The following is a 15,688-nucleotide window of genomic DNA, read 5'->3' as shown; positions in this document are numbered from 1 at the left end:
TGGCGTAGGGGATATCGTCTCCGCAGGCCGAATGAAGACGGTTCCAGAGAAAACAGCCTGCCGAGGCAACGTACGTCGGCAGGCGTATGATTTCAGCAACTATACATCCAGAATTTGCCTGTTGGTTGGTCCAGGCAGGACTTTCAAAGATTTCCCATATACATCCAACACTCTGAAGTCCTTATCTTTCACCGTATCTACCAGAATCCACTGGGAAACGGCCTCTTCAGGAGTAAACGTCACTGTCATATAGCCACGATATTGGGTGTTGGCCCATTTCAGGTCATCAATAAATGCAACGGCCCCGGCAGCTACCAGATCAGGATCCTGCCCTTCCAGATAGGTCTCCAGGCCTGGCGACGTCACGCCCGGTGTCGCAAACTCAACACCCACCAGGTCACCGGACAGGGTTTTAAGATTGCTGGCCCAGGCATTGTGGGTATCACCTGCCAGCACCACCAGATTTTTATTCAGCAGGCGAGCTGTTTCCAGCACAGTTTCACGCTCCACCGGGTAACCGTCCCAGGCATCCAGGTTATAGGGCACTGACGGCGCCTGGAGAATTGCCCATTGTTCAGGTGTCAGTTGATCAGGGTTGGTTTGCGCCAACTGCGTCAGTTGAATGTACTCAGCGAACCCAATCTGGAAGGTGATCAGTGGAATCGGCAGATTCATTCTCCCCATCAGAATTTGCTGCCCCAGCACTTGCCAGGTAGCGCCGGATGTTGCCATACCATTTTGCAGCCAGGCTTTCTGTTCCTCTCCCAACAGCGCCCGGGCAGGGTTGGACAAATCCGCCAGAAATCGGTCACTGTCAAATCCACCGGTCGGCGTCATGTAATCGGCATAATCAAGTTGCTTATCCCGCGCCAGCAAACGAGTTTCCAGCATATACAAACTGACCAGGTCACCAATTTCAAATGACCGGTAGATATCATCGTTATCTTCTCCGTGACGCTCCCTGATCGGTAACCACTCGAAATACGCTTTTATCGCATTGGCTTTCCGCAGAAAATAATCACCTTCTCCATCATTGTGGTTTTCCGCACCGGCTTTCCAGGCATCGTTGGCTATCTCATGATCATCCCAAACGGTAATAAACGGTAGTTTGGCGTGGAGTGCCTGAAGATCTGGGTCGGTATGATATTGAGCGTAGCGGGCGCGATAATCCTGTAGCGTCAGCAGCTCATTCTCCGGCGCGGGAACCCGCCCCATTTCTTCGGCATCTTCGGTTGCATAACCGCCCATGCCGTACTCATAAAAATAGTCACCAATGTGCAGCACAGCATCAATATCATCCCGTTCGACAGCATGACGATATACGTTGAAATACCCCGCCGGATAGTTGGAACAGGAGAACACCGCAAACTTAAACTGGTCTACTGCTCCCTGCGGCAAAGTGCGGGTGATTCCAGTGGGAGAAACATCCATGGTGGTCCGGAACCGATAATAGTAGCGGGTTCCCGGAGTCAGCCCTTTAACATCAACCTTGACGGTATAATCGCGGAATTCATCGGTCACATAGATTCCGCGCTGGACCACGTTATGGCATCCGAGGTCAGTGGCCACCTCCCACTCCACCGGCACCTTCCCCATCCCTTGAGGAGTCACCCGGGTCCAGATAATGACCCGGTCCTGCAAAGGGTCGCCACTGGCAATCCCGTGAATAAACTCACCCGTTGCACATCCGCTCAACATTCCAGTAGTCGCCGCCGCACCGGACACTAACAGAGTGGATTTTACAAAGCTCCGCCGATTGATTTTCAGACTCATCTTTTACTCCATTGAATATTCTTTGAGGCTATTGTTATTTTTGAGGTGCATGGTTATTTTTTTGATGCACATAGCTATTTTTTGGGGAACGCCATTGTGCTTTGGGCCTAACGTTATACCAGCACCCCATGAATGGTAGATGACACTGAAAAGGTTTTATTTAACTCCGTTCACATAATCTGATTCGGCCCTGAATCTGACCGAAAGATTCCGTAACCTGAAACCCGGCTTAAGATGAAGTCCCGTTTGCCAGACACGGCAATAACCGCCGGCCATAGGAGATGGCCAATTTCGCGAGATAAACAGCTAGACCTAATATCCAGTGACACGGGAGAACCAGTGACACGATACAGCTGGTCAGACAAGATCGCCGGTTACACAAGATAAAAAGGATGATCCCGAAACCAACGCTCAATCAATTCCCGGAAAGTGATGATTTTTCGCGGCAACATACGGTGCCGGGCGACCACAACCGATAAGTCGTGTAGTGGCAGAATATATTCAGGCAACACATGCTTCAGGCGTCCCTTTTCGATGTCCTCCTCCACCAGATAAACCGGCAGACTGGCAACCCCCTGACCCGCCAGGGCCAGCTGTCGGGTGGCGGTGTATTGATTGGAGGACAACTGCCCCTTGGCATTGACCTGTACCACCTCGTCACCACGAGTCAACTTCCATTCGTTCCATGCCGCCCGATGGCTGCTCAACAGGCACTCATGCCGGTTCAGGTCCTCAGGCCGAGCAATGTCTCCATGTTGAAGAAGATATTCCGGGGACGCTAACAGGATATTTCTCATCCGGCCAATATGCCGGGCGACAACATTATCGGGCATCCGGTCAGCGGCCCTCAGGGCAATATCCTGATGCCCATGTTCGATACTCAGGGAAGCACTAGAGAAATCCAGCTCCACCTTCACACCGGGGCACAGTGATCGATACTCCGGCAACAGGTCACCCATCAAGCGCTCCCCGAGAGACAGAGGGGCCGTGAACCTCAATACACCACTGGCCTCTTCGGTGATATCCCGAACCTCCCGCGCCGCCTCCCTGGCCAGCAAAAATATTTGTTCAGCCTTGGTAAACAGACGGCTGCCTGCCTCGGTTAGGGTCACCACTCGAGTCGTCCGGTGAAACAGTTGTGCATTCATGTCTTTTTCCAACTGACGAACATGGCGGCTCACCAGACCTTTTGAGACATCCAGAGCATCTGCCGCCGCAGAAAAACTCTGCAACCTGGCCACTTCATAGAAAGTTTCCAAATATACGAGGCTCATCTTTATACCCAAATAGTAAACAATGAATTCAATATATGTTGTTTTTCGCCAATTTCACAGGGTATAGCATTCTTATCGTAAACATTAATCAGCACTCTTCAGGAGACAGATATGAAAATTGTGATTGTCGGCGCTACCGGTACCATTGGCTCAGCAGTTGTCAGTGCTCTGGAATCAAAGCATGAGCTGGTAAAAGTCGGAAAAACCAAAGGGGACGTAAATCTGGATATCACCGATGTGGATTCCATCCGCTCAGCTCTTCAGCAAATCGGCAGCTTTGATGCACTGATCGTGGCCTCAGGAGACTTGGCCTTTAACAGCCTGTCTGAGATGTCTGCACAGGAATGGAATGTAGGCATCAACAGCAAACTGATGGGTCAAATCAACCTGGCCCGTGAAGCGCTGGAATACCTGACACCAGGAGGTTCAATTACCCTTACCTCCGGCATACTCAGCAAAGATCCAATTGCTGGGGGAGTGGCTGCCACAACCATCAATGGAGCCCTGGAACACTTCGTTAAGGCAGCAGCAACCGAGATGCCAAAGGGCATTCGTATCAATGTTGTCAGCCCCACTGTGCTGGAAGAATCCCTTCCAATGTACGGCGATTTCTTCCCGGGCTTTATCCCGGTTCCAGGCAAGACAGTTGCCCAGGCTTATGTAAGATCGACTCTGGGTGTCGCCTCCGGAGAAACGTTCGTGGTTGAGTAGTCTTATTGGGTGGTGAGAAGTCTCATGAGGGGGTAGATAGTCTCATGAGGTGGTAGATAACCTCGTGGTTTTGACAACCTGCAATCAGGCACAGGAATACGGCAAACTGCCTTCCTGTGCACTGGTGCACGATCCAACTAATGGTCCTGGTCACAGAATACCTGGCTTTAGGTGGCTATAATGGTGATGATAACAATTAGAAAACTAAAATTACTTACGACTACAATCATCATCACGGAAAGAGCCCAATATGAAGCGAGTCAATATTCTGGACGCTGCCTGGCTGGCAGTGGAGTCAGATGATACGCCGATGCATGTCGGCAACCTGCATATCTATTCTCTGCCTGAAGGTGCGCCGGAGACATTCCTGCGTGATCTGGTACAGCGGATGAAAGATACCAATGAAGTGGTTCCTCCCTGGAACCTGAAACTCGCCTACTCCGGGTTACTCGGAAGAACCATTGCACCTTCCTGGAAGATTGATAAAGACATCGATCTGGATTATCACGTTCGGCACTCGGCCCTGCCCAAACCTGGTGGAGAACGTGAACTCGGGGTACTGGTTTCGAGACTTCATTCCAATCATCTGGACTTTAAACGCCCTCTCTGGGAATGCCATATTATTGAGGGTTTGGAAAATAACCGATTCGCGATGTATACCAAGATGCATCACTCCCTGATTGATGGCATCAGTGGTGTACGTCTGACGCAGAAAATCCTCTCTAAAGATCCCAATGCCAAAAACATGCTGGCCCCCTGGTCGATTGGTCCTAAGCGCAAACCTCACGGCTTGGCAGAAGACCATGTACCGACAGTACAGGGAGCTGCGCTGCAGGCCATCGATTCACTACGCCAACAGGCATCTACCCTGCCCAAACTGCTATCAGCCCTGGGCCGCCTGACCTATTCGGCCAGCCACAATGGCAGTCACCTGGCGGCACCATTTGTCGGGCCTCAATCAGTGCTCAACAAGCGCGTCACCGCCCAGCGCCGCTTCGCTACCCAGCAATACCAACTGGACAGGCTCAAGAACCTGGCGCATCAGGTAGATGCATCGCTGAACGATATAGTGTTGTACCTGTGCGGTTCGGCATTACGCCGGTTCCTGTTGGAACGCGACAGTCTGCCGAATCAGGCACTCACTGCAGGCATACCGGTCAATATTCGTCCGGCTGATGATGACGGTACCGGTACCGCCATCAGTTTTATGATTGCCAGTCTGGCGACGGATATCGACGATCCCGAAGAGCGTTTGGAAGTCATCAAGGATTCCACCCGCACGGCCAAGGAACATTTGCAAAGCCTGCCACGCCAAGCGTTAAATCAATACACCATGCTGATGATGTCTCCCTACATTCTGCAGCTGATGACAGGTTTAGGCGGCCGCATGCGTCCAGCGTTCAACATCACCATATCCAACGTCCCGGGTCCGGAGGAAGAACTCTACTTCGAAGGTGCGAAGCTGGAGGCCATGTATCCTGTATCCCTCATCGCCCATGGTGGTGCGTTAAATATCACCTGCCTGAGCTATGCCGGGTCCCTGACCTTCGGCTACACAGGCTGCAGAGATACGCTGCCAAGCATGCAGCGCCTGGCGGTCTATACCGGTGAGGCCTTGGAAGAACTGGAACAACTGTTCAAACCGGCGAAAGCCAAACCCAAGCGGGCTATACGTAGCAGGAAAACCAGTAAAAAAGCAGAAACCGCCTGATTTGCGGGTTTCAGGCCTAGTATGAGTCCAGTCAAGTCGCCGGTGGTCTCCCCACCGGCGTCTTCGGCGATATCCGGGCCACAACTATCTTGCCCACAAACAAACTTTTCACAACAATAAGTCATTACATTCGATACAACGGAGTCTGCGCTTGAAAATCAAGAATCACTGGATGAAAGTCAAAGCCGTACTTGAACGCGGGCAGGCATCCTCTATTTATTGTTCCATCGCTTCCATTAATCCCGATGGAACGCCAACCATCACCCCCATTGGCACCGTTTTCCTCCGCGAAGACAATACCGGCTACTACTTCGACCACTATACAAGTGCCCTGGCGCGTAACCTCGATCACAATCCGAATGTCTGCGTCATGTCAGTAGACTCAGGCTTTTGGTTCTGGTTCCGCTCCTTCCTGAAAGGTCGGTTTCTCGCACCGCCCGGAGTCAGGCTTTACGGCAAAGCCAGTCCGCTAAGGCCTGCCACGGAAGAGGAAATTGCCAAAATAGAGAAACGGGTCCGCCCCACCAAATGGCTAAAAGGCAGCCGTTTGCTATGGACAAACTTTACCCATGTCAGGGATATCACTTTCACAGAATACAGACCCGTCACTTACCCGGTCATGATGGATGGATTGTGGGATGAAAGTGAGACTTAGCATATTAAGTAGCAATTGACCTACTGCTGAAACAATAGTGGCTACTGGTACTTACGATGGATGCTGTCGTAGGTACCATCCGCCCTCATGCGTCCCAACTCCCTGTTAAAGACCCTCAAATACTCTTCGTAACCCGGCCAGGATCTACTGAAACATACATGAAAATAACCGGCGCGTCGGTCTTTCAGTCCGACATATTTTATCTTCTCGGATAGCCCCATGTTTTTTGCAAGATACTGAGTACTTTCCTTAATTGTATAGAATACATCTGCGCGGGATCGGGTAAGAAACAACAGTGCTTGTTGGTCAGTATTCAGAATCTGATGTGGTGCCCCCAGATCTACGAGCTCCCTCTCATAGGAATAGCCGTTAATCCCAATCCCCCTTAGTGTTACGGTATCCGCTAACGTCTCGGGAATAGGACCACCATAGTTTGTCCTGATAGCCAACACTGGAGTGATCGTGCTGATCGGATCGGACAACATGCACATGTCCCGCCTCTCAGGCGAATCACCGACGGAAAATCCCGCTAAAGACTGTCCCTCCGTCAACTGCCTCACCGCCCTTTTCCATGGAATGAAAATGACATTAGCCTTAATACCGGCACGCCGAAAGGCCTCCTGAACCACCTCAACGTCATACCCTACCAATCCATCTTGCGGGGTTTCTATTTCGTAAGGAGGATAATCAGCCGTTACCAGTGTAATTTCATCTTCAGCATCTGAATAAGAAATACCGGCATTGAATAAGAGCACCATGCAAATACTTACAATGTAAAATACCGGGGCTCGCATATTCATCGAATATTTTCTCTACAGTGTTACCTGCCAGTGCCTGTACTAAGTGTAGTCCGCTTTACCCGACTTCCCCATGTCGTCTTCATTAACAACCACTTTCACATGCACAAGGCACCGCCTGATATCCACCACCCAGCCTCCCTATGGACAGAAGTCACCTCATTCCAGCCATACCCTTAGTAATTAGACTAAAATTAAACCTGATGCCCCAGCATCGTAGATAACGACTCAAGCAAACACAGGAGACAACGAGTGAAACGGCTACTCTTACTCCTCCTGGTAACAGAAACCGCCATCGCCGGCGAACTATCCTGGAATTTAACGCTAAGCACGACTCTTTCAGAGACAATCAACACACCTGAAGAAGATGCCCGCTACTTCGAGAGTTTCTTTCAACTGGACAGGTTCCCGCAGGAGGAAAGCCCGACCCGTTGGTCATTAAGAGAGGACTATCGCTCCTTTCACCAGCCCAAGATAGACAATCATGAACCAGCCAGCAACGGCGATGCCCACGCTCTTTCCCTACGATGGTTTGCACATTTTTCCCAGTGGCAAATAGAACTGGCACCGACAATCGCCACCAGTTCCAATGTCCTGGTTCATCCGGATGAAATGAAGCTGGAAGACTGGCAGCTTCACGGATCGTTGCTCAGATCAGATACAGGCCCTGCGGCGGGACAGTGGCAATGGGGAGTGATCGCAGACAGCAGATTTGGTCGCTATCTGCCCTATCCTTCGGTGCAATGGCAAAAAAATGTCGGCAACACTCAGATAGGATTAGGTCTGCCGAACAGCGATATAGCCTGGCGTTTTCGATCAGACTGGTCCGTTGGTTTGGAGGTGGGACCTGATGGCGGGTTCTGGCATGTCAGGGATAAAAATTTCAGACAATCTTCGGATTTAAGCCAAAAACGCTGGAATGCTTCGCTCTATCTCCAATGGTCCCCTCCTTATCTTCAATGGTCCCCAGTCCGATTGGCCTCATTCAGATTGGGGCTGAACCACTATTGGCGACAGGAATGGAAGTATCAATTGGACGATGGACAATCCACTTATCTATCTATTCCAGATCTGGACACCCTGCAATTCAGTCTCTTTTTATCGTCCTGGTAGCCATTCTAAAGCGTTTATCTCCAGACGATGGACATACATTGATGTGGCATTCTGCATCTGCCGGAGGCTAATATGCCACTTCACATTTCCACCGAGAAACCGGTACTCGATATGCCCTTTACCCCAATTCACATGGGCCCTGGAATCTTCATTAAAGCATTACTCCAGGGCTCCTTCAGTCTGATGGTATTTGGTTGGACCCAGATTGTGATGGATATCCAACCCCTCGTTGTGATGATTACCGGCGAAGGCCACCTGCACGGATTTACCCATACCTACATCGGCGCTGTTCTCATAGCCGTGGCATCAGCACTTAGCGGGAAATACCTGTCAGAGCTTGGGTTGAGAATTCTGGGCGTTACCAACGATGGCCCGATCAAAATCAGTTGGCTTGTGACGTTTATCAGTGCCTTTATCGGGAGCTTCAGCCACGTATTGTTGGACAGCATCATGCACGGCGATCTACAACCTTTTTATCCATTTACAGAAGCCAACGAGTTTCTTGGCATTATTTCAGTCTACGCATTGCATAAGTTCTGCCTGTATAGTGGAATGTTAGGTGCTGGAATTTATTTTCTTGTTAACAGGAAACTGTTCACATAAGAGTCGCGAGTCCATTATGCCAAGCCCCGTCTTCGTTCGTCGCAAAGTCCTGTTTGGTGACTGTGATCCAGAGGGAATCGTTTACACCCCCAGGTTTTCCTATTTTGCCCTGGAAGCCGTTCATGATGCTCTGTGCATCTGGCTGGATGGCTCCGGTTTCAGACGGTTGATGGAGTTTGGCATTCTTCCGCCAGCAAGGGCTTTTTCCCTTGAATTTCTCCACCCTGTCACCTGGGATGATGAGTTAATCATGGAAGTCTCCGTCGCCGAACTCCGTGAGCACTCCTATACCTTCTCAGTCATAGGAAGACTGGAACCGGACATCGTGGCATTTACCGCCAGTATTACTCAGGTATGCGTCTCGCCTGAGACCAAAAAACCGGTGAAGATTCCCGACGGCCTGAGACAAGCTTTAGGATAATTCTCTTATGGATATTCATGATCTGCTCAATTATACCCAACAGAATCTAGCCTCCTGGGACGAAGCCGCTCCACTGCATGCGGGGATCAACCAACATCTGCTCCAGGAAGTATCAAGAGCCGACTATTCCAACCTCGACCCGCACCTGACGGATCTGATGGATGAGGTCGATATTACAGGTTTGTCCTGCGTACAAATTTGCTGCAATAACGGTATCGATCTCATCTCATTAAAAAAGAAAGGGGCGGGAAACTGCCTGGGTATTGACGGATCACCAGCGTTCATAAAGCAGGCGCAGGAGCTGGCCGAACTGGCCGGGCTCAAAGAGATCAGCTTCGTCAGGCACAATATCTACGAGCTACCGGCCGGCTATCAAGGCCAGTTTGATGTTGCCCTCATTACCGTGGGAGTGCTCAACTGGATGCCAGACCTTACGCGCTTCATGAAGGTGTGTGCCTCCTTATTGAAACCGGGAGGCCGACTCATCATGGAAGAAATTCATCCGATACTTTCAATGTACGTCGAAGGCGAACCTTCTCACATCGGCGCTTCCTATTTCGACAAAACACCTTATGAGGACGAAAACGGATTAGATTATTTCAATGCGACCCAATACAAGGCGAAGAAGAACTTCTGGTTCAATCACTCGCTGAGTGAAATCCTGATGTCGGCATTGAATGCCGGGCTTCAACTACAGCATATTGAAGAACTGGCAGAGAACATCGGAAATTACTGTGCCGACCTGGAACAGGCAGAAAACAACCCTCCACTGGGTTTTACTGCTGTCTGGAACAAGAGAGATTAATCACCTAAGAATACGCCAGCCACCGGCGGAATGACCGGCGGTAATTGCTGACATCATAGTAATTCAGGTAGTTGGCGACCTGCTCATCATCAAAACTCATCACCTCTTTCAGGTGAAACGCCTCCTGTTTTCTGACCAGATCGCATAGTTTCTGGTAGCTGGTATCATGCTGTTTCAGCTTTCGCTTCAGCGTTGCCGGACTGATCGATAGTCTATCGGAGATCGATTCCAGAGATGGCAACTGTTTAAGATCCTGCCGTAACTGACCCTCGATCATCCCAATCAGCCCGGGAGCCGCCTCCGCCGATTCAAGCTCCTTAAGCGCCAGCCGATAGGGAGTTTCTGACGCTCCCGGCCAGGAACTATTCAGATCAGGAGCCGGAATCTTTATTGAGCAATAGCCCGCGTCAAACGTCAGATGACTGGAGAGATAGACTTCGTAAGCGTCCCGACAGCAGGGTTCCGGATAATCGAAATGGAGTTCCCATACCTGTTTCTTTCCGGATAACCAGGACGCCAGAGAAACAAGAAATGAAATCAACTGCTCCAGGAGAAACCGCTTAAGTGGCCACTGGGGCTTCCCCACCCCCTCCACAAAACCAAAGACATCGTTAAAACCCAGATACAGGTCTTTTGATGAGGCCAGTTTTCGTATTGTCATCAGGGGAAAGAACTGCTGGGAATGGTCAATCAGCAATGAGATAAATGTGCGTAAATCCGGGGCATAGCGGATGGCAGTGGAGAGTGCCCCAAAGCCTCCGGAAAACAAGCGCTGGCCGGACAGGAAGCTAATGTCGGGCACATCGCCAATCATGCTGACATTGCGGGAAAACTGCGCCAGCTGTATGGGGTTGATCATTAGGTTGCCCTTCAGGACATCTTCGTAAAATATCCCGGTTTTACGAAGATAGTAATGCTGATTCAAGCCACGACTGTTGAGCAAGTCAATCAACAATGCCGGTAACCGATCAGCTGCAATAAATCGGGTCGTCCGCTCATGCCAACGTTGCCGGTTCCCGGGTGACGGTATCATTCCGGGGGCCTACACCAGATTTCCCGAAGGTGCCCCGCTGGTCAGATCACTTCCGGTTGTTTCAACGCCGACAGCGCTACTGTCAGCAGTGTCATTCGGGTTCCATCTTCCCTGCTTCGCCATGGCCATCATACGTTCAGACCAGGGCAATTTATCTTCTTCCTCACCAGACTCAATCACTTCATTGCCATAAGCAATTCCGAAAACAGGGGTCAGATAGACGGCCGCTTGGTGATTGCCGCTCCTAAACGGAAAGTACCTGATCAGGCGATCCAGATCCTCGACCATTTGATCAGCCATCTCCGGGCTGACGTCAGTCAACAAAAGGTAAAACCGATAGCCGACACTGTGGCACAACAAATCATTCTGGCGAATTGCCACCCTCAACACTTCCGACAGATCCGCCAGAAACCGGTCTGCCACAGCATGTCCCAACTGATGAGAGAGGCCCTCTGCATTACGGATGTCCAACTGGATCAGCGCAACACGACTGCGCGCCTGATGTTTTCGCAGACGATCCAGTTGCTGTTTCAGATAGGAAGGTTTTGAAAGTGATGTCATATGATCAAGTGGACGATGATCTCTACATCGCAGTTCACGCCGGTCAAAATAGCGGTTAATCACCTTCTGCTCCCGGGACCACAGCCAAATACCATAGGTCAGTATGACCAACCCTAGGGGGATTGATTCAATGAGGCTGTCCCAGTAAACGTTTTCTGGAAGCTCAATTAACTCATCCAGCAGATCCTGGAAGCAGGAAGCAAACACGCCGATCAGACCTGCTGTCAGGAAGGTTGTGACGCGGCCGGAAGGCCTTACCGAAAGCAAGATCAACAGCCAGGTAATGACAAAGAAAGCCGCGCCGCCTTCCCCGACGATATCTATCCAGTCCAGATCAGAATGGCTTTTCCAATACCCGTACTGAATGTTTAAACCCAGCTGGAAAACAATCCAGCTCAAAAGAAATACCAACCATAGCTGATGGCGCAGTATATTCCTGATGAATTCTGCTCCCATGTAACGGATTCGATAATAGAATTCAGGCATGAGTCGGGTGCCATAAAATTGAAACATAGGGCTTTTTACCGACCGGAGATGTCACTTTTGTGACACTTCAAATATCATTTAGTCCGATCAGCTCAGGGAAGTTTCCAGGCTCTTTCCATTTCCATACCTTTTTCAGTTTCAATTTCAGCGCCTATCAACGTTTAAGTCGCCTCTTTATCACAACGCTTCCGATATCCTCCAGTCACAACAGCTCAACCGACTAATTTTCAACCAGAAAATAGTTGCATTTTCATGGTCTTTCAGGCCGTTCCAAAATCCCTGTCACATAGATGACATCTCTCATTTCTAGGGTCTGCCTGCATCGAAATCGACCACAGGATCTCATCATGAAACAACAACTCTCTATGAAATTTATCGGCATTCCTATCCTGCTATCAGGACTCATCCTGAGTGGCTGTAACAACAGCGACTCACAGCACAACCCCGCTGGCGACGATAACCACTCCGGTTCAAACAGAGCGATAACTTCACAGCTCTCAACGTCGCAAAGCTACGAAGATATTGCGGACGCTGCCGTCTGGGAACACCCCACAGATGCCACAAAAAACCTTCTGATCGGCACTCTTGAAGGGGATGGCCTAGCCGTATTTGATAGTCAGGGTGAACAACTATGGCGGGATGACAGCCGGGAGATTCTGGGGGCTGATATCCGTTATAACATCAGCGACGGCCTCGGCCACTCTGTCGATCTGTTGGCAGTGGCACTCCCTGAGGAAGAAGCTTTTGCCTTCTATGCCATTAACGACGATGTTACGAACCCACTGACAGATCTCGGTACTTTGGATATCAGTACATTGGATATCGGTCTGGAGCCCGCCGGTGTTTGCCTCTATAAAAACACCACCACAGACGAACTCACAATTTCCGGCTTTTCCGAACAGGGTGAAGTCATTCAATACAAGCTCCGCTATGATGGCTCCGGCATGATCAGCACCGTTAATGACAGCATGGGAACCCCTCTTCCAGTCAGACGATTTACCGTCGGCGGCGAACTGAGCGCCTGCATTACAGATGACGAAACCGGCACAATGTTTATCGCCGAACAGGACCTGGGAGTGTGGGCATATGGTGCCGATGCTGAAAATGTAAAGGCCAGGCAACTCGTAGACAGCATCACTCCTCTGGGTCACCTGGAGGAGATTGAAGGTCTGGATTTGGTTTACATGGCTGACGGTAAAGGCTATCTGATGATTGCAGACGAAGGTGCCGGATTCCTTCTATATCAGCGTCAAAGCGACTACGCCTTCGTTACCCGAATAGAAGTGGAGAATTTTGATGAAATAAAAGTCCTGGCCACCTCATCAGACGCGTTATGGTTGGGAAATACTGAATTAGATGATCCCGTCTACGAGAAGTTTCCAATAGCCGATCTCACACACTATTTGTCAGCTAAAAGCGTCAGGTTCCTTGACCTTCTGTCTCCTCGGGATCTGGAGATTCAGGATGTGCACCTAATTGCGGCAAAGGGTGAAACCACTCCTGTAGACGATGATGGTGACGCCGCCGACGATCCAGCCTTCTGGCTACATCCGACGGATGTCAGCAAAAGTATGATCATCGCCACCAACAAACAGGGTGGATTAATGGCTTACGATCTGCAAGGCAATCTACTGCAATTTCTGGAGGGGGGTGAACCCAATAACATAGACTTGCGAACAGAAGTCAGGGATTGGGATAACACTACTTTTTCACTAGCAGCAACATCCAACCGGGAACTGAACACCATAGCGCTTTATCAGATTGTGGAAGCAACTGATACCCAGTCCCCTATCCAGCCACTCAATGCTGTTGGAAACAACGTACACGCTGAAGCCGCTCAGTTGATCTCCGGCGTGGACGAAGTCTACGGCCTTTGCATGTATCAGGCCGTAGATGGTACGCCTTATGTATTCGTGAACGGCAAGAATGGACAGATTGAGCAATGGCGGCTCACGACGAGCGAAACCGGCATTGAAGGCGCCGTTGTCCGAACATTGACTGTCGCCACCCAACCGGAAGGCTGTGTCGCAGACGATACTGACGGAAAGCTTTATGTTGGCGAAGAGGACGTCGGTATCTGGGTATTCGACGCCGATGAAAGCGCCGATACCTCCGCCACCCAATTCGCCAAAGTTGATGGAAAGCATCTGGTGGCAGACGTTGAGGGTTTGACTATATTTGATAATGGTGCGGAAAAATTTCTGATTGCTTCCAGTCAGGGTAACAATACGTATGTGTTATACGACCTCCTGAATAACGGAGACTATATCGGCACGTTTGCCATCATCGGTGATGACAGCGCCGGCATCGACGGCGCCAGTGATACCGACGGTATTGATGTCATCTCCGCTAATCTTGGCGCAGACTATCCGGAGGGCATGTTCATCGCCCAGGACTGGTATAACATTGATAAGCGCTATCAGCTCGAAAACCAGAACTTCAAACTGGCGAGCTGGAAAGACATCATTGAAACGGTCATCGACTGACCATATCCCTCCTTGCTGCAAGCCGGCTGTATCGGGCAGCCGGTTAAGATCGCCACTCACGGTGAACTTTATGAACAAAACGACCAATTAAAACAATATACCTATTATTTGAATATTCCGTCGTACTCCAACCATCTGTCCTAAGCTCGCATATTACTGCCAGCCTAGTCTTCTGGGACTACGTCCTGACCGAGGAGGCAGCCGAGCGTTCCAGTCCAACAAGAAAGAAGTGGAATTACCATGCGAAAATCAGCCGCCCGCATACTCCGTTTAGTCTTCATTCTTCTCTTATCTCCTTGTTATGCCAGTCAGGCAGCCTCATTGGCTGATCTGGACATTTTGATCCCTGCCGGACAGGGGGGCGGATGGGACACCACCGCCAGAGAAGCCGGCAACACCTTGCAACAGCTTAAGTTGGTAACATCTGCCAACTACACAAATCTCTCCGGCAACGGTGGAGGAAGAGCTCTGAATGAAATCATCTCCAATCCCAAATATAAGAATCACCTCATGGTGCAATCTTTACCGCTGATTATGCGCAACATCAGCGGCCAGTATGATCACTCATTCAGGGATATCGTGCCCGTTGCGATCATGATCGCCGAATACCAGGTGGTTGTGGTCACCAAGGACTCCCCTTTCCACACGATGTCCGAACTCCTGCAATCAATCCAGGAACATGGCAAGAAAAAGCCTCTGGTAGGAGGTTCCGCAAAAGGCAGCCTCGACCACATCACCGCCTTGGCAGTTCTGGACGCAGCGGGTATTCCTGCCTCTAAGCTCAGATACTCTCCAAGCAACGGCGGTGGGGATGCCATTCGGAAATTCTCCGTCGGCTATGCCCTGGCGATGGTGACGGGTCTCGGTGAGGTCATTGAACAAGTCAAAAGCGGAGAGTTCAGGGTTCTCGGCATTACCAGTGAGCAACGCATCGAAGGATTGAATGCCCCAACCATGAAAGAACAGGGAATTGATGTGGTACTGGCTAACTGGCGTGGCTTCTTTGCATCGAAAGGCGTAAATGCAGAGCTGCTGAACAATTACAAGGACCTGCTCTCAGAGATGAACCTGTCGCCGGAGTGGAAACAGGCCCGAAATCGATACGGCTGGGAGCCGTTCTATATCAGCGGTGATAACGCTGAAGCATTCCTGCTGACGCAGGAAAGGACGATTAACAAGCTTGTACAAAAAATAGACTAAAATCAGCAGGCACGTCCCAGGAAACTCAAGGCACCCAGTAACAGTCATTTGATCGGTAC

Annotated in this window: 14 protein-coding genes; 9 read left to right on the top strand and 5 right to left on the bottom strand. The window is 50.3% G+C overall.

The features are described 5' to 3' along the window. Window positions 1–99: 99 nt before the first annotated feature. Window positions 100–1,773: an alkaline phosphatase gene (locus tag BTA51_RS14955; RefSeq protein ID WP_094708578.1), complete on the bottom strand. Its 1,674-nt coding sequence runs from the start codon at window positions 1,771–1,773 to the stop codon at window positions 100–102. Between the two features lie 374 nt (window positions 1,774–2,147). After that, window positions 2,148–3,047, bottom strand: a complete 900-nt coding sequence (locus BTA51_RS14950; protein WP_094708576.1) for a LysR family transcriptional regulator — start codon at window positions 3,045–3,047, stop codon at window positions 2,148–2,150. A 111-nt stretch (window positions 3,048–3,158) separates the two neighbouring features. Here BTA51_RS14950 and BTA51_RS14945 point away from each other — a divergent pair, with 111 nt between their 5' ends. The 3 genes from BTA51_RS14945 to BTA51_RS14935 all read left to right on the top strand — a co-directional run bounded on the left by BTA51_RS14945 (window position 3,159) and on the right by BTA51_RS14935 (window position 6,124). Beyond that, complete coding sequence (locus BTA51_RS14945; RefSeq protein WP_094708574.1) at window positions 3,159–3,758, top strand: short chain dehydrogenase; 600 nt, start codon at window positions 3,159–3,161, stop codon at window positions 3,756–3,758. Between the two features lie 250 nt (window positions 3,759–4,008). Next, window positions 4,009–5,469, top strand: coding sequence for a wax ester/triacylglycerol synthase family O-acyltransferase (locus tag BTA51_RS14940; RefSeq protein WP_094708572.1), 1,461 nt, complete (start codon window positions 4,009–4,011; stop codon window positions 5,467–5,469). 151 nt (window positions 5,470–5,620) lie between these two features. Next, window positions 5,621–6,124 (top strand): pyridoxamine 5'-phosphate oxidase family protein, encoded by a 504-nt coding sequence (locus BTA51_RS14935; protein ID WP_094708570.1) that lies wholly within the window; start codon window positions 5,621–5,623, stop codon window positions 6,122–6,124. A gap of 41 nt (window positions 6,125–6,165) precedes the next feature. Here BTA51_RS14935 and BTA51_RS14930 read toward each other — a convergent pair whose 3' ends face one another. Then, window positions 6,166–6,924, bottom strand: coding sequence for an ABC transporter substrate-binding protein (locus BTA51_RS14930; protein WP_094708568.1), 759 nt, complete (start codon window positions 6,922–6,924; stop codon window positions 6,166–6,168). Window positions 6,925–7,173: 249 nt separating this feature from the next. On the opposite strand from BTA51_RS14930, the gene BTA51_RS14925 reads away from it, so the two are divergent. The 4 genes from BTA51_RS14925 (at window position 7,174) to BTA51_RS14910 (ending at window position 9,863) form a co-directional block, all read left to right on the top strand. Further along, window positions 7,174–8,034 carry a hypothetical protein gene (locus BTA51_RS14925; RefSeq protein ID WP_094708566.1) on the top strand — a complete coding sequence of 287 codons (861 nt, stop codon included), beginning with the start codon at window positions 7,174–7,176 and terminating at the stop codon, window positions 8,032–8,034. Between the two features lie 72 nt (window positions 8,035–8,106). After that, the gene (locus BTA51_RS14920) at window positions 8,107–8,637 is read left to right on the top strand and encodes a metal-dependent hydrolase (RefSeq protein ID WP_246841048.1); all 531 of its coding nucleotides are present in this window, start codon (window positions 8,107–8,109) and stop codon (window positions 8,635–8,637) included. 16 nt (window positions 8,638–8,653) lie between these two features. Continuing rightward, window positions 8,654–9,058, top strand: a complete 405-nt coding sequence (locus tag BTA51_RS14915) for a thioesterase family protein (RefSeq protein WP_094708564.1) — start codon at window positions 8,654–8,656, stop codon at window positions 9,056–9,058. A 7-nt stretch (window positions 9,059–9,065) separates the two neighbouring features. Next, the gene (locus BTA51_RS14910; protein WP_094708562.1) at window positions 9,066–9,863 is read left to right on the top strand and encodes a bifunctional 2-polyprenyl-6-hydroxyphenol methylase/3-demethylubiquinol 3-O-methyltransferase UbiG; all 798 of its coding nucleotides are present in this window, start codon (window positions 9,066–9,068) and stop codon (window positions 9,861–9,863) included. Window positions 9,864–9,867: 4 nt separating this feature from the next. On the opposite strand, the gene BTA51_RS14905 is transcribed toward BTA51_RS14910, so the two are convergent. Continuing rightward, window positions 9,868–10,896, bottom strand: coding sequence for an AraC family transcriptional regulator (locus tag BTA51_RS14905; RefSeq protein ID WP_094708560.1), 1,029 nt, complete (start codon window positions 10,894–10,896; stop codon window positions 9,868–9,870). 9 nt (window positions 10,897–10,905) lie between these two features. Next, the gene (locus BTA51_RS14900; RefSeq protein ID WP_094708558.1) at window positions 10,906–11,970 is read right to left on the bottom strand and encodes a diguanylate cyclase domain-containing protein; all 1,065 of its coding nucleotides are present in this window, start codon (window positions 11,968–11,970) and stop codon (window positions 10,906–10,908) included. 320 nt (window positions 11,971–12,290) lie between these two features. On the opposite strand from BTA51_RS14900, the gene BTA51_RS14895 reads away from it, so the two are divergent. Together BTA51_RS14895 and BTA51_RS14890 are read left to right on the top strand one after the other, a co-directional pair. Continuing rightward, window positions 12,291–14,429, top strand: a complete 2,139-nt coding sequence (locus tag BTA51_RS14895; RefSeq protein WP_246841047.1) for a phytase — start codon at window positions 12,291–12,293, stop codon at window positions 14,427–14,429. A gap of 240 nt (window positions 14,430–14,669) precedes the next feature. Further along, complete coding sequence (locus tag BTA51_RS14890; protein ID WP_094708554.1) at window positions 14,670–15,629, top strand: tripartite tricarboxylate transporter substrate binding protein; 960 nt, start codon at window positions 14,670–14,672, stop codon at window positions 15,627–15,629. The last annotated feature ends 59 nt before the right edge of the window (window positions 15,630–15,688 follow it).

It is taken from the genome of Hahella sp. CCB-MM4, assembly GCF_002260525.1.
GTDB lineage: Bacteria > Pseudomonadota > Gammaproteobacteria > Pseudomonadales > Oleiphilaceae > Hahella.
Note: the sequence above shows the minus strand (reverse complement) of the source record. Positions and strands in the feature narration are given on the sequence as shown.